This window comes from Paraglaciecola sp. 25GB23A, from assembly GCF_040012495.1.
Classification (GTDB): Bacteria; Pseudomonadota; Gammaproteobacteria; order Enterobacterales; family Alteromonadaceae; genus Paraglaciecola.
Map to the genome: position 1 here is coordinate 15,185 of NZ_JBDYKM010000018.1, position 14,625 is coordinate 29,809.

A 14,625-nucleotide genomic window follows, 5' to 3' on the forward strand; every position below is an offset into this window, starting at 1 on the left:
TCAGTATGTTGCACTCGTAGGAGCGGCTTTAGCCGCGAATGGTTTAACAGGATAATCTGCTTACTATTGCCCCCCCCCCCAACATATTTTTAAATAACGCATTACTTTTAATCAATTTTTTTGGTACTCACAGTGCTGCCTCTACCTGCAATAACTTAGAATAAATCCCGTCGCTTATTTTTTACTATACAAGCTATCCATTCCTAGGGTGCGTAAGGCCGATTCGATATCGTATACTCTGCCTGCATTTTGTGCATTGCGAAGTTTTAAAGCGCGTAACAAGTTTCGATCGGCTCTTAAGGCTTCAACTTCTTTTTTTACTATTTCTTGGCTAAGCGCAGTTTCACATGCATATGACAGGGTCAATATATTGAGATTTTTACCGCCTGGATCGACTTCACGGTCCCCACACGTCTGACGCAAACTCTCGTGTGAAGCGGGTGTGAGCGTTTCACGAAATAGTTTGCGATAGTCAGAAGACTCTCCTTCCAAACGCATTAAATCAAAGATTGGCGTGCTATACATACCAATCGCAGCTTCTCTGAGTTGGGTATTAGTAATAAGCGAAAGTGCTCCCGAGCCGACAATTTCATCAAAAGCAGAGCGACGTCGCTCAAACCAATTGTATTGACTTGCTCTAAACGCATTGATGAGGATGATGTCGTCATTCAGTGGCTTTTCACCACTTAAACCTAAGTAAGCTATATTACCGGCTTCTAGTGTAGCGAGATGGTAATCGTAAAGTGACTTGGCATAATCATATTCAATCTTCAACTCTTCGAACAGGCGCTGCGAGTAAGTGTTGGCACGTTCTTGCTGTTGTTTTTCGGTATTCCAGTTGGATACCTGAAGTCCAATAAATACCCCCATGACTACGATGACAAAATCAATGCCAATAGATGTCCATTCTTGTTGACGGAAATGTTGGATAACACGGCGTAGGAGCATAATTTCTTCCTTGGGCGGGTGTGTCAATGGTGAAGAATGCTTTCAGCATCATCGACACTATCTGCGAATAATTTAAGCCTATCGTTAGCTTTACTGATTGGCAATATCTGATTAGTAGGTAAGCAGCTTCAGAGTTAAAAGTATCGCTTGCGGCAACTGTCATCCCGAAGGACCGCAGCGACGAGGGAGCTGGTGTTTTGTCTCGACGGTAAAGCAAGCTTTCTCACTTCGTTTCGGGACGAAAGGTGCATTACTTTGTATTGCGAATCAGCAATAGCAAAACTTAACCTCTTTCTGTACCACTGGTTTTGCGCCTAAGGCTTGGCAATTTACCGACAATAACAACGTAATAAGCAAAAAAACCGAGTAATGAAAAAATAATCATACTGATTGAAACGTACTGCCATCCAGTGAAGAACAGGGTATAAAACAGCATGCCTATCACCATTAACGTTGGGGTCGCGACTAGGGCTATCATCACTCTCACGTTGGCAGGTATCGGCGCTTTATTAGTATTTGATTGGTTCAATGTTAGGTTCTTTTTTCAGTTGTGATAATGAATACTCTGCAAGCTAAGCTTGCAACAATACTTTCAGTATAGTGACAAAGCTAGACTTTATTACTCTTTTCAATATTGCATATGGCTGATTAACTATTGTTAGCAAAGATTTAATTGAAATGATGGAAAAAATGCGATTGAATCAGCGCCCGCTCAAAGAGATGAAATATAATGAACTCAGTTTCAACTAATAAATTAGATAAGCTTCCAGATATAGAGGGCTTGAAAAGACTACTGCAATCTTTAGCCGTGTTGGATTTAATCATGTGTCCTGAGTGGGATAACAGGTATTACTCTTTTGATGCGCATTGGGGAGAAGGTGAGTCAATGGGTTCAATGCGTAATGGTTGCGGAGATTCTTTCACTGTTTTATTTAACGCCAGTGGTTGTTTTTTCAAAGGTTTTGCCCACGAATCAACATTATCTTCGTTGCATAAAGGCAAGCTAGAAGGTTGGAAAATAGCGCTCAGTAAAGTGCCTGCTGAATTCTCTAGTGCATTGTCTGAACCCGCTTTTGATATGAACAATATATCTTTTTGTTTTTGGCGTTTATATGCTCAAACAGAGTGGTCGTTTGCGACTTTAAAAACAACTGAAACCGATGATCCTGATGGTTCTTCGTTTTTGTTAGGCTGCCTAAATGGCGAACCCAAAGCTTATCAAGATTTTGCCGAAGATTATTATGAAACTGATATACCCTTATCAGCCATTCGCTTTGTTTACCATCATATGCCTTTGACTCAGGCAATTATTGAGCAACTGAATCCTGAGGTTGAACTAGACGAGATATATGATGATTTATTAGATATTGGTTATCCTCTAGAAAAATTACAGAGCTAAACCTATCCCTAAATTAGTCGGCAAGAATTAAACTCTGTACAGAGCTTGTATTACAGTGGCTTGAATCATCAATCAAAAATTTGCTTTACAGTTTTTTTGCTAAAAATATCGTGTGTTTACTGCCTTTACCGGGTCGAGAACGTACAATTCGCGTTTCTACTTTAAAGCCTATGTTTTTTAAGCGCACGCTAAATAAATAGTCGGGTCCAGCAGACCAAATAGCGAGTCTGCCATTGGCTTGTAGCATATTAAAAATAGCCTCTAATCCTGCCACAGAATAAAGCCAATTGTTGTCAGAATGGGTAAGGCCTTCAGGACCATTATCCACATCAAGTAAGATGGCGTCAAAAGTGGGGGTATTGCAAACTAATAATTGTTTTACATCGCCGATATGTACTTTGGTGCGAGGATCTTTCAGAGGGTTTTTTGCACAATTACCTAAGGGGCCTTCATTCCAAGTAACTACTTCGGGAATAAGTTCCGCCACTGTGACTTGTGAAGCGCTGTTTAATGCTTTTAGAGCGGCTGCCAAAGTGTAACCCATACCTAAACCGCCCACTAAGACTTGGGCATTATCTTTATTTGCAATGTGAGCACAGCCCAATTCGGAAAGTACTTTTTCTGAATTGAATACTCGACTATTCATCAACTCTCCACGTATACCCGAAAGACGAATAGAAAACTCATCTCCTCGTTGTGAGAATTTTAACTCACCACCATTATTGGGAATTTGTGCTGTACCTAATAGGGTCCAGGGGATCATATTTTGACCTGCTAACTAATTGAATGTAGGACGAACAATAAACGGAGCGCACATTAGCATATTTGATGCTTCAAGCCTTGGTAAAAATATTAAATTAGTAATTGCTCACTTGTTGTTGCTTTATTTTGAGCAAGTTTGTTCGACCTGATTTTACAAGCAGGATTGAAATCGCTGTTGTTACGATAATGTAAAATTGTTAAGTTGAAAAAAAATAACTATGATGAAGATAGCGCTTACATTAGGGCAGACTTGTGCCATAAGTGAGCCGGTAAATTTCTAGCCGATTTAAATCACTGAGGTTTGCACTTTTGTTGCGATTGATTTACTCAACTTTACTAATTGCTGTTGTTGGCCTTGTTGTAAACTTATTTTTAAGTACGAAGGCATTGAGCCTGACCATTGCAGTCGTGCACGATAATGTGACTGAACGTTACAATTTTATTGAAATTGAGCGCACCTTTAATCAGCAATTCCCCGGTATTCCAATTGATTTTATTGGTTTATCCTCTGTCAAATATAAACCGCAAATCATTGAATGGTTAGAGAGTGAAACGGGCCCTGACGTTTTGTTTTGGCATGGCGGTGAGCGCTTGATGCAATTTGTCCGGCAAGGTTATGTTGAAAATTTGGACGATTTAGTCAAACGATATGAATGGCAGAAAGAATTTTCAGCAGCAACTTTAGATACTGTCAGTTACCAGCAATCGATTTTTGCTATTCCACTATCTATTTATCAGTGGGGCATTTTTTATAATAAACCTCTACTCGAGAAATTTAATATTAGCCCCCCGCGTAATTGGCAAGATTTTGTTGCTGCCTGTCACGCCTTAAAAAGTAATGGAATTGAACCTATTGCTATCGGTAGTAATGAACCTTGGATACTAGGCGCTTGGTTTGACTATATTAACTTGCGCTTGAACGGCCTAGATTTTCATCAAAGTTTGTTAAAAGGCCATATAGCCTTTACTGATCAACGGGTGATTAAGCTATTTGAGTTTTGGGCAGAACTCGTGAATGGACGATACTTTTTATCGGGTCATGAGCAGCTAAATTGGAGTTCAGCTATGCCGTATTTATTGCGTAAACTTTCGGCTTTTACCCTGATTGGTAATTTCTTTTCAACCAGAATCCCGGCCAACCTAGAACAAACCATTGAGTTTATGCCCTTCCCAGAAATTGTGCCCAAAAATACAGCTTATGAAGATGCACCAATGGATGTCTTTTTTATCAGGGCAAGCAGCAAGAATAAAGACGATGCTAGAAAGTTTATTACCTACTTATCTCAAGCCGAAGTGCAAACGAACTACAACAAATATGCCGGTGGATTTCCACCAAATAAAGCAGGTACCACTTCTGATAATAAGTTTAATCGAGCAGGCTTGAGTTTGTTACAAAATGCTAAGGGCTTTAGTCAGTTTTTTGATAGAGACTCAGTGGAGGATTTTTCTAGTTTAGCTTTGGAAGTATTAGCGGAGTTTATGCAAAACTCAGATATTGACTCAACGGTAAAAAAATTAGAGCAACTGAGACAATCTAAACTGGTTAATAAAGCACATTAAACCTTGGCATAAGCAATGAGGTCTTATGTGCAACTAATCTTCCCTCATAAGCCTCAAACCAGTTTATTTTATTTTGTGAAATTACAATTGATTAACATTTTCGATTGAAGCAATCTGTTTTTCTCACTGCGGGTAATAGCTGCTTGGGTCTATAGTCTTGTTGTACATTTGGTGCAACACAACAGGACAAAGACTATGTTGAAAAAACGATTATACATGCTAACTGCCTTGTCACTGGCAATGGCCCCTTTACTCACCTCACATTCTGCTTTTGCTGAGGGTACGCCTAAAACCAATCAATTTTGGTGGCCTCAGCAGCTTAATTTACAACCTTTGCGACAAAATGATGCTAGTTCAAACCCTTTGGGTGAGTCTTTTGATTACGCAGAGGCGTTCAGTAAGCTTGATCTTGAAGCGATTAAAAAAGATATAACTACAACCTTAACAAGCTCACAAGATTGGTGGCCAGCTGACTACGGTCACTATGGTCCATTTTTTGTCCGTATGGCATGGCATAGCACCGGTACCTATCGTATGTCTGATGGAAGGGGCGGCGGTGCCGGTGGTCAGCAACGTTTTGAACCTCTCAATAGTTGGCCCGATAACGTCAATTTAGATAAAGCTCGCCGTTTATTGTGGCCAATCAAACAAAAATACGGCCGCAGTATTTCTTGGGCTGATTTGATGGTGCTCACCGGTAATGTCGCGATGGAGTCAATGGGCTTTAAAATATTTGGCTTTGCTGGTGGCCGTGAAGATGATTTTGAACCAGATCTTGTCTACTGGGGACCAGAAAGCGAATGGTTAGGCGGTGACAAACGCTACAGTGGTGAGAGAACTCTTGAAAAGCCTTTAGCAGCTGTACAAATGGGCTTGATATACGTTAACCCAGAAGGGCCAAATGGGAATCACGATCCTCTGTCGGCTGCTGCCGATATTCGTGAAACTTTTGGGCGCATGGCCATGAATGACGAAGAAACCGTAGCTTTGATTGCTGGTGGACATACCTTTGGTAAGGCTCATGGTGCGCATAAACCCGAAGAGTGTGTTGGTTACGCACCAGCTGCAGCAGGCGTAGAAGAGCAAGGGTTTGGTTGGAAAAACAAATGTGGTAAAGGCAACGCTGAAGATACAGTCACCAGTGGCTTAGAGGGCGCCTGGTCTGTGAGCCCTACTCAATGGACCATGCAATACTTAGATAACCTTTTTGGCTTTGAATGGGTAAAAACTAAGAGTCCTGCTGGCGCTACCCAGTGGATCCCCAAAGATGGTGCTGGAGCTAATTTGGTGCCTGATGCCCATGTAAGTGGCAAACGTCATGCACCCATCATGTTTACCACGGATATAGCCTTAAGAGAGGATCCTAGTTACAAGGCTATAGCTAAACGTTTTCATGAAGATCCTAATGAGTTTGAACTGGCGTTTTCCAAAGCGTGGTTTAAGTTGACTCATCGCGATATGGGACCAAGAGCACGTTATATTGGTAAGGATGCGCCAAAAGTTGATTTACTGTGGCAAGATCCTATCCCCGCAGTTGATTACAAATTGGTAAGTACTAAAGACATTGAACAGCTTAAAAAAGCTATTTTAAAGTCTGATATAACTGGCCCTGAAATGATTAGAACAGCATGGTCTGCAGCTGCGAGCTTCCGTGGTACCGATATGCGTGGTGGCGCCAATGGCGCACGCTTAGCCTTAGCACCGCAAAAAGATTGGGCCGCCAATAACCCACAAGAAGTCGCGAAGGTACTTGGTGAACTAAGCAAAATTCAAAACAACTTTAACAAAGGAGCAAGAGGCGGTAAGAAAATCTCTTTGGCTGACTTGATTGTACTTGCGGGTTCAACCGCAGTTGAAGAGGCAGCAAAACAAGGTGGATATAAAATTGCTGTGCCCTTTACACCCGGGCGTAACGATGCAACACAAGAGCAAACCGATGTTGAGTCTTTTGCGGTACTTGAGCCTCATGCTGATGGTTTTAGAAACTATTTTACCCAAGGTAATACTTCGTCTCCCGCGGAACTGTTGGTTGATAAAGCCAATATGTTGAGTTTAACCGTGCCAGAAATGACGGTTCTAGTGGGTGGTTTACGTGCCTTAGATGCCAATATAGCAGGCGCTAAACACGGTGTATTAACCACTAAACCCGGTGTATTGAGCAACGACTTTTTTGTTAACTTGCTAGATATGTCAACTCAATGGAGCAAATCAGCAAAGGTTGACGGAATTTATGAAGGATATGACCGTAAAAGTGGAAAACTGCGTTGGACAGCAACGCCAGTTGATCTGATTTTTGGTTCTAACTCCGAACTAAGGGCTGTGTCTGAAGTTTATGCCTCTGACGATGCTAAGCAGCAGTTTGCCGCTGACTTTGTCAAGGCTTGGACTAAAGTGATGACTTTGGATCGTTTTGACATGATGTAAGTAGAATGTAATGCACTTACTGAGTATTAGTTAAGTTGAAATTTTTGACTTGGCTGATACTCAGTTTCTACGCTCTACTCATGACGGAACTTGACCTATTATTGCGCAGAAAATTTGCGGTGGATGAATAAGGACTCGCGGTTTTATTGTATTGTGCCCATACCAGTCATGCCATTGGTTCTTTAAAGCAAAGTAGATAAAAGAAAAAATTGGCAGCACTGAGGACACAGAGTTAACAGAGGAAAATCAGCTAAAAAAGACAGTTATTATTGAATCGTCTAGTACCATATTGACAAAAGCCAATGAAGTGGCGGTGCAGATAGACAAAAGTATTGCTGCGCTCCAGCCATAAATTAGTAAGCGTCCAGAAAATCGATTTTTTATTTAGAACCCACTAATTTTATTAAGGACTCGACTTCTTGCTGCAGCAAGGCGATTGTCCAGCGAGGCTTCAATGTTATCTAAAGCCGCTAAATCTCCCTTGGCCTCTTCTTATAACCGATCAAGGGCTAACTGATAATCGTCAGCACTTTTGCGGTTCTTGTTCCAATTCGCTACCTGAATACCGATAAACACCACAATCACAAATTCAATACCAATAGCTGTCCATTCCTGGTTACGAAAGTGTTGGATAACTCGGCGAAATAACATACTTGTTTACCTGTCTCTATTTTGTATGGATTGTATCTGTGCTTTTTGCCCCCGAGGATTTAGCAGCAGTAGCCGCATTTTTGATATTTGTAATCGCATTAAAAATATCCTGGTTACTAAATACAAGGTTATTGTAATGGGTTCTGACATTCATAGCGCGCAACCGCAGATTTTCCACGATAGCTGGATTGCCGCGCAGTAGCTTTACTGCTATCTCAATTTGTTCTAGAGATAAGTCTGTGGTGCAGGTGTAGTTCAACTGGTTTTTAATATCATTAAAATCACCTGTCTGCACAAAGCGATCGCCACAATGTTGACTAATACTATCTTGGATTCGTGGTGGCAGAGTTTTTCTGAACGTCACGCGGTAGGCAGAATTAACGCCTTCATCACTGATTTGATCTAATATTATGGCGCCGTAGATGAGTGAAGCGGTATTCACTAAGGTTTTATCTGCGATAAAACCAATTTTTCCGGTAGAAATGAGTTCATCGTAGGTTGTACTTTGACTGACCCCGGCGTTATATTGCGTTGCCCGATAAGCCGCAATCAATAATTGTTCATCAGAGATGTCACTCGTGCCCTCCAATCCAGCTAGCGCTTTATCAGTGCTACTTTGCACATCCACGAGATACTCTATCAACGCAGCATAATTCCATGCCTCAACCACAAGATCTTCTTTGAGTCGTTCGGTAAATTTTTCGCCTGAGTGTTTATCGGTTTGTGCTTGATTCCAATTTGATACTTGAATACCCATAAATACACCGAACACCACTATTACAAAATCGATGCCGATGGCTGTCCATTCCTGGTTACGAAAGTGTTGGATAACGCGGCGTAGGATCAATTTTAGGTCTCCTTTTTTATTCATTGCATGTTGCATGAATAATGCTAATGGCTAATCAGCAGAATGATTTATTTACCCGTTTTTAATTCGGATTCAATCAGGCTTTTCAGGTACTCAGCCTCGACTATACGGTCTAAGCCAATTTTTGTTGCAACAGTCTGGGTAGAAATCCAGTAGCGTAAATCCGCAAGCAAGGTTTGGTTAGCAGTAAGATTGTTCAATATTTTATCGGGGTTCGCTAACTCCGGCGGAGGATCACAGTCGATTAAGCGCTGTTCCGATCCAACATCGGTTGCATGACAATGCTGCCAAATATAGGTTTGTATACTGATGGGGATCAAACCACGTACATTTTCACGATACTTGGGGCGTTCTGACAATGCAGGATTACCCGAATTGGTGTAGTAGTTGGTCACGGCATTTCGTATGGCTACATTTCCCAACAAGCGCAAATCACCGCCATTGGTAAGCTCATTATAGGTGGCCAGAGTGCTATAAAATTCCGATATTTGACTAGCTTGGAAAAAGGCTAATAACATTTCCCATTCCGATGATTCTTCATGTGGTTGATTTTCAGCATAGGCCAGTGCCTTAGTGCCATAATTTATGACCTTGTCCCAAAACACCATGCGATTGTTATAGTTAGCAATATCCGTTGCAACATCAAGCTGAATTCGCTTCAAGTAAGCCTTACCTAATGATGTGTCGGTTTGTGCCTGATTCCAATTCGCTACCTGAATACCCATAAATACCCCAAACACCACAATCAAAAAGTCGATGCCAATAGCAGTCCATTCCTGGTTACGAAAGTGTTGGATTACGCGGCGTAGGATCATAGTGCTGCCCGCTCTTTAAGTGCTTTTTCAAATTGCTCAGGGGTCATGCGCCATGGAGTCAACCTTTCGTCAAAAAACGCGATGGCTTTATTCGTCGTATCCATATCGATCATGCGAGCGCGCAAGGCGGGCACAAGCCCCCGAACCTCACGCAGGGCAAGGGCGGCAAGTTTAATCTGTTCGGCCGATACAGAAAGTGAGCAGGAATACTGCAGTATGCTGAAATCAGGTTCATAAAACTGAGTCGCTGCTGCATATGAATCGATGCCTAATAAGGGGTCTCCGCAGTTTAAGGCTGCGTCGCGCTGTATTGCCAAAGGAACCGTTTCTCGAAATAGTCGCCTGAAGCTCGACTCGCGGGATTCGCGCTCGGCATCATCTTGCCATCTTAGTTTGTAAAACTTGTCTGCCTCAGAAAAGAGTTTTTGGTCCTTAATCCTGTCTGTAATGCCTGCCTCAACAATATCGTCAAACGCGTATCTCCTGTATACATACTTTTTAAACTGCGTTGCACGAAAGGCTTTGATGATAAAATCCTCATCAGACAGTCTGTTTATGCTCGTTAGATCGGCCAAAGCTGCTTCGCCATTGGCTTGCACGTCGTAATAATAGATACGGAATGAGCGGAAACTGAGCGCTTCGTTTGCCATCTCAAAAACCAACTGGCGCTCAAGATTGTCGGCTTTGCGGTTCAGGGCCAGATCGGTGTTCCAATTGCCGATCTGGATACCCAAAAATACCCCGACAACCACAATCACAAAATCCAGCACTACCGCAAACCAGTTTTGATCTTTAATGTGTTGGGAAAGGCGACGCAGGCTCATGAGTTTACTCCCAGCTTTGTTTGGCGTTCATCAATCAGCCTGAGAATGAGCTTGTGTTGGTCAAGAATGGAACTGAAGCCCTCCAAGCGCAGCTGCCCATAAAGTGTTCTGTACAAAATAATATTCTTGAAGCGCTGAGACCTTAGTACTTTAGGGTTATATCCTGCGCCGGGCTGTTTAGTGATCCAAGGCAATTTATTTTTCAAAGAGCCCAAATCATGGATCAGAATATTGTTGAAATCACCTTCACCTATTAGAAGTGGATCAACAATTTTCCACGTGAATTGAAAGTCTTCGTTCTTGTCTACCTCTGACATATCGATTTTTGCGCTGAGCTCTTGCAGGGCTTTAACGAGCTCAGCGCTCTTGAGCACGGACATTTGGCCCGAGCTTTTCAATGTCTCGAATGTGGTTTGGTTAAGATCGGTCCGCGCCAATGAAAACAAGCCGTATGCTACGAGCTTATCCAACTCATCTGATTCCAGTACGGTGTCTGGATCTTGTTGGAATGTGTAGAGTACTTGACGGGCGTTTTGCTGGCGCTGTAAATCCGAAATCGAAAAGTTCAAAACTTGAATGGAAGATTCAACATCCCGCTTCATGGCACCGAGATATTGGATTTCCTTAGTGCGCTCAGCGCGGTTTTCGTTCCAATTAGTGATTTGAAAAGCAATCAGAATACCGATAACCACAATTAAAAAATCCAGACCCACCGCAAACCAGTTTTGATCTTTAATGTGGTGGGAAAGGCGACGTAGGATCATGGGTTGTCCTCAGTTTTAAAAATCTGGGGCTCGGTAAAATGAACGTCGTGGATTCGATGGACTATTCACCCAGCAGCAATTACTTAGTGTTTGTATGTGTTACTTGAGTAAAATAACTAGTGAACGTGTTGATTTTTTGAGCTTATCTGCAGTCATCTTAATAATCAACGGATAATCTTGAATAAAACCAAAAAGCGACTCTAGGGTCGCTTTTTGGTGTTTAACGCTAGGGTAAGATGTCTGTCGCCGGGCTAATATCCTTCGGTAAAGGCTTCGCTTTCAGTGGCTTAAAAGGATTTTTCTTAATTTCTTTTTTCAACAACTTAATGGCAGCATCAAGTTGGGCATCTTGGCCATTGAAGGTGGCATAGGGCAGGTTGTCCACTTCAATATCAGGTTCGATGCCGTGGCCTTCCGTGATCCAATGACCGTCCATTGCAAATACTGGATATTCAGCAACTCGGGCCATACCGTTATCACTTTGGCTATTACGACCAGTTAACCACACACCCGCCCCCGCAGTTTGTTTACCGATGACAGTGCCTAACTTAAGGGCTTTAATGCCAGCGGTGAAGGTTTCACCATCTGAGTAGGTAAATTGATCGGCCAATACCACTAAATGACCTCTAAAGGTTTGTTGCATATTGGTAAAGCTTTCACCATTACGAACTTGCCAAAACGACCACGCCCGGCGCAATAGTTTTTCGATGATCCAGCTATCAACATTGCCACCATTATTGCGCCTAACATCGATAATCAGCCCTTGTTTTTTATACTGGGCATAAAATTCACGTGCGAAAGTTTCAATATCACCACTGCCCATTGCACGCAAATGCAAGTAGCCAATTTCATCATCAGTTTTTTGGACTTTTTGTTGGTTTAGGGTAACCCAGTCGTAATAACGTAACATGTAGTCATCGCGCGCAGAGCCTGGGATAACTATAGCTTTAAGAGATTCATTGGCACGTTTTAAATCGAGTAAGACCTGTTTTCCGGCTTGGTTCAATAAAGCCATATTCAAATCTGCCAGGGTGTTAATAGGCATGCTATTGACCGCAGTAATTATGTCGCCTTCCTGTGTATTCACACCGGGTTTTGCAAGAGGGGCAAGTCGGTCAAGCACTTCTGGATCATTGCTGTATATGTGCGTTATTTTAAGGCCTTGGTTAGTTTGCTCGTATTGTGCTCCCAGCGTCGCTGTTTCTGGTCTACTTGGATCACTTGCAATAGCACCGCCGCGTACTTGCGAATGTAGGGTATTGAGTTCGCCCATCATTTGCTCGAAAATATCATTTAATTCATTACGCTCGGTCAGCCGGTCGAGCAGGGGTTGATATTTTTGTTTAACCGCTTGCCAATCGAGTCCACGCATTTTTGCATCAAACAAAGAGTCGCGGTGCATTAACCATGCATCGTGGAAAATTTGTTGCCATTCTTGTTTAGGCTGAATGTGCAATTTCCAGTCACCTGTTAACACTTTGCCATCGTTTGAAGCGCTAGAAAATTTAGCACTGGCAGAAACAATATACATATCATTGTTTGGGCCGATTTTACGGACAAACAATGACTCACCGTCTTTGGATAAACTGTATTCCGCGGTTCCCCCTAAGAAGGTATCAACTTTTATTTTATGACTTATTTTTATGGATTTTAAGCTTGCTTGGGCCCCAGGCTCGGTTACTCTGTCGATGACATACAAAAAGTTTTTATTAGCACTTAAATTACTGTAATTGCCAGCGGGCACGGGCACTTGATACAAACGTGCTGCAATGTTTTGCCAATCAACTAATTTCGTTTTACTCTCTTCTTTATTTTCTTCTGTAATGTCTTCTTTAGAATCTTCATTGGTGTCATCTTTGCTAGCCACATCATCGCTTGATTCTTGTTGGTCTTTATTTTCTTCATCAGTCTTTTCGGCTGGATTTTTCTCTGTCGTCGTCTTTTCTTTCGATTTCTGGTCATCCAATTCATTAGGTTTGGCAAAGGCAAACTTAGCTTCTTGATCCAAGGAAATCGCAAAAATTTGGGTACGACGATCAAAACTCGCCCCCATGTTTCGGTCACCCCAAGGCGCGCCAGGATAAGGATTAAAATCACGATCTGACAAGAAATACAGCCAGCTATCATCTTGACTAAATGTGGGCGAATAAGAGGCATACTTTTCACTGGTTAATACCGCAGATTGATCATCAGTAATATCAATTAACATGACTTGGCTGCGCTCACTGCCCAACGCTTCGCGGGTGATAGCCACGAGTTGACTATTGTGTGACCAACTGAGAGAACCAATGGGGCTCAAGCCGTTATTACGACTTGATATAAGGCGATTTTTGAGTGTATCTAAATTTAGCAACCAAAGATCGCCATTTTTGTCATCGTGAGCTAGCCACTTGCCGTCAGGGGAAGGGTAAATGTTCCATCGAAAGGTATTACCATCAAAGGTGAGTTGTTTAGCGCCAATACTGCCATCAGCAGGATATTGCCATAATTCCATTTCACCACTGCTATCGTTAAGGGCATAAATCCATTTGTTATCATCGCTTAACGTGGCTTTACGTGTGCGTGAAGTCAGTGGCGTGGCGATTTCGACTAAACGCGAACCATCAAGACTGGCTACTGCTACTCTGCCGCGGGCGGTAAGCACTACTTTTTTAGAACTAGTAGCTTGCTTGGCCGACGTTAAAAACTTCAAGGGTTGGTTTACCCACTGATCTCTGGTTTGGCTTAAATCAGAGGTTAATTGCAGATCCAATGTTTGGTTTCGATCGTTTTTGATATCGTAAACCACAATATCTGCAGCAAGTTGATAAACAATGCGTCCTGTATCAAGGCGAGCATCACGCACATTGAAGTCTTTATAATTGGTCAATTGTGTTTGATCGCGGCCATCTAATTTCATCGACCATAGATTGTCGATGCCACTTTGGTTACTGATAAAATACAAACGGTCTTGATATACCATGGGGCTGCGGGCTGAACCTTTATGTTTTTCAGTCAGGTGGTTGGCTTCTTTATTCGAACCCAGTTGATATGACCATAGCTCACCTTTTGCGCCACCTTGATATGCATGGGCATTGTCACTAGACACTTGCAAGCCAAATTGCGTGAAATAGACTGTTGTGCCCGAACTGTCGATACTGCCCTCTACCGCATCAGCCAGAGGAATGGATTCAACAACGAGGTTATCAGGGTTGACCAGGCGTAAGCTCCAGTTACCGGTTGGCCCAATACGGCCGTTATAGCTATACAATATGCGACCATCAGCAGTCCATCCATGCAATTTTACTCGAACATTTTCATGACTCACTTGTTTCGCCAGCCCGCCTTGTAAAGGCATCACATAAACTTCATCACTGCCTGTATAGTTAGCGACAAAGGCAACAAACTGACCATCATGAGAAATGGCTGCATGGCTTTCTTGTGCAATATGGGTAGTTAAGCGTTGCGCATAGGGTTGATCTAAGGTGGTTTTCCATAGATCGCCCTCCGCAGTAAAAACCAAAGTATCTCCATGCAATGCAGGAAATCGATAATAACCTTGAGTTGCGTGAGCGCTGATACAGAGCAGGCTAAGTAATAACGCGGTGAGTCTAAGCATGATAGTGAATTC

12 protein-coding genes are annotated in these 14,625 nt (G+C 42.4%); 3 read left to right on the forward strand and 9 right to left on the reverse strand.

Translation table 11 applies throughout. The features are described from left to right. Nucleotides 1-174: 174 nt before the first annotated feature. Both ABKW31_RS17615 and ABKW31_RS17620 read right to left on the reverse strand, forming a co-directional pair. Nucleotides 175-948 (reverse strand): hypothetical protein, encoded by a 774-nt coding sequence (locus ABKW31_RS17615; protein ID WP_348617893.1) that lies wholly within the window; start codon nt 946-948, stop codon nt 175-177. Nucleotides 949-1,231: 283 nt separating this feature from the next. After that, a complete protein-coding gene (locus ABKW31_RS17620; RefSeq protein ID WP_348617894.1) occupies nt 1,232-1,477 on the reverse strand; it encodes a hypothetical protein in 246 nt (81 codons plus the stop codon). A gap of 201 nt (nt 1,478-1,678) precedes the next feature. Between ABKW31_RS17620 and ABKW31_RS17625 the strand changes: the two genes are divergently transcribed. Further along, nucleotides 1,679-2,347, forward strand: coding sequence for a hypothetical protein (locus tag ABKW31_RS17625; RefSeq protein WP_348617895.1), 669 nt, complete (start codon nt 1,679-1,681; stop codon nt 2,345-2,347). A gap of 85 nt (nt 2,348-2,432) precedes the next feature. Here the strand turns inward: ABKW31_RS17625 and ABKW31_RS17630 are convergent, their stop codons facing one another. After that, nucleotides 2,433-3,110, reverse strand: a complete 678-nt coding sequence (locus ABKW31_RS17630) for a hypothetical protein (protein WP_348617896.1) — start codon at nt 3,108-3,110, stop codon at nt 2,433-2,435. A gap of 386 nt (nt 3,111-3,496) precedes the next feature. Between ABKW31_RS17630 and ABKW31_RS17635 the strand changes: the two genes are divergently transcribed. Then, nucleotides 3,497-4,669, forward strand: a complete 1,173-nt coding sequence (locus ABKW31_RS17635; protein ID WP_348617897.1) for an extracellular solute-binding protein — start codon at nt 3,497-3,499, stop codon at nt 4,667-4,669. 195 nt (nt 4,670-4,864) lie between these two features. Further along, the gene (gene katG / locus ABKW31_RS17640; protein ID WP_348617898.1) at nt 4,865-7,093 is read left to right on the forward strand and encodes a catalase/peroxidase HPI; all 2,229 of its coding nucleotides are present in this window, start codon (nt 4,865-4,867) and stop codon (nt 7,091-7,093) included. A gap of 492 nt (nt 7,094-7,585) precedes the next feature. Here katG and ABKW31_RS17645 read toward each other — a convergent pair whose 3' ends face one another. The 6 genes from ABKW31_RS17645 to ABKW31_RS17670 form a co-directional block, all read right to left on the reverse strand. Then, nucleotides 7,586-7,744 (reverse strand): hypothetical protein, encoded by a 159-nt coding sequence (locus ABKW31_RS17645; protein WP_348617899.1) that lies wholly within the window; start codon nt 7,742-7,744, stop codon nt 7,586-7,588. 16 nt (nt 7,745-7,760) lie between these two features. Beyond that, nucleotides 7,761-8,615, reverse strand: coding sequence for a hypothetical protein (locus ABKW31_RS17650; RefSeq protein WP_348617900.1), 855 nt, complete (start codon nt 8,613-8,615; stop codon nt 7,761-7,763). A 44-nt stretch (nt 8,616-8,659) separates the two neighbouring features. Further along, nucleotides 8,660-9,427, reverse strand: coding sequence for a hypothetical protein (locus ABKW31_RS17655; protein WP_348617901.1), 768 nt, complete (start codon nt 9,425-9,427; stop codon nt 8,660-8,662). Beyond that, on the reverse strand, nt 9,424-10,251 hold the full coding sequence (locus ABKW31_RS17660; RefSeq protein WP_348617902.1) for a hypothetical protein: 828 nt from the start codon (nt 10,249-10,251) through the stop codon (nt 9,424-9,426). Before ABKW31_RS17660 ends, ABKW31_RS17655 begins: the two co-directional genes overlap by 4 nt. Beyond that, entirely contained in the window at nt 10,248-11,015 is a 768-nt protein-coding gene (locus tag ABKW31_RS17665; RefSeq protein ID WP_348617903.1) for a DUF6090 family protein, read from the reverse strand. The genes ABKW31_RS17660 and ABKW31_RS17665 overlap by 4 nt, the downstream gene beginning before the upstream one ends. A gap of 226 nt (nt 11,016-11,241) precedes the next feature. After that, nucleotides 11,242-14,613: a S41 family peptidase gene (locus tag ABKW31_RS17670; RefSeq protein ID WP_348617904.1), complete on the reverse strand. Its 3,372-nt coding sequence runs from the start codon at nt 14,611-14,613 to the stop codon at nt 11,242-11,244. Nucleotides 14,614-14,625: the final 12 nt, after the last annotated feature.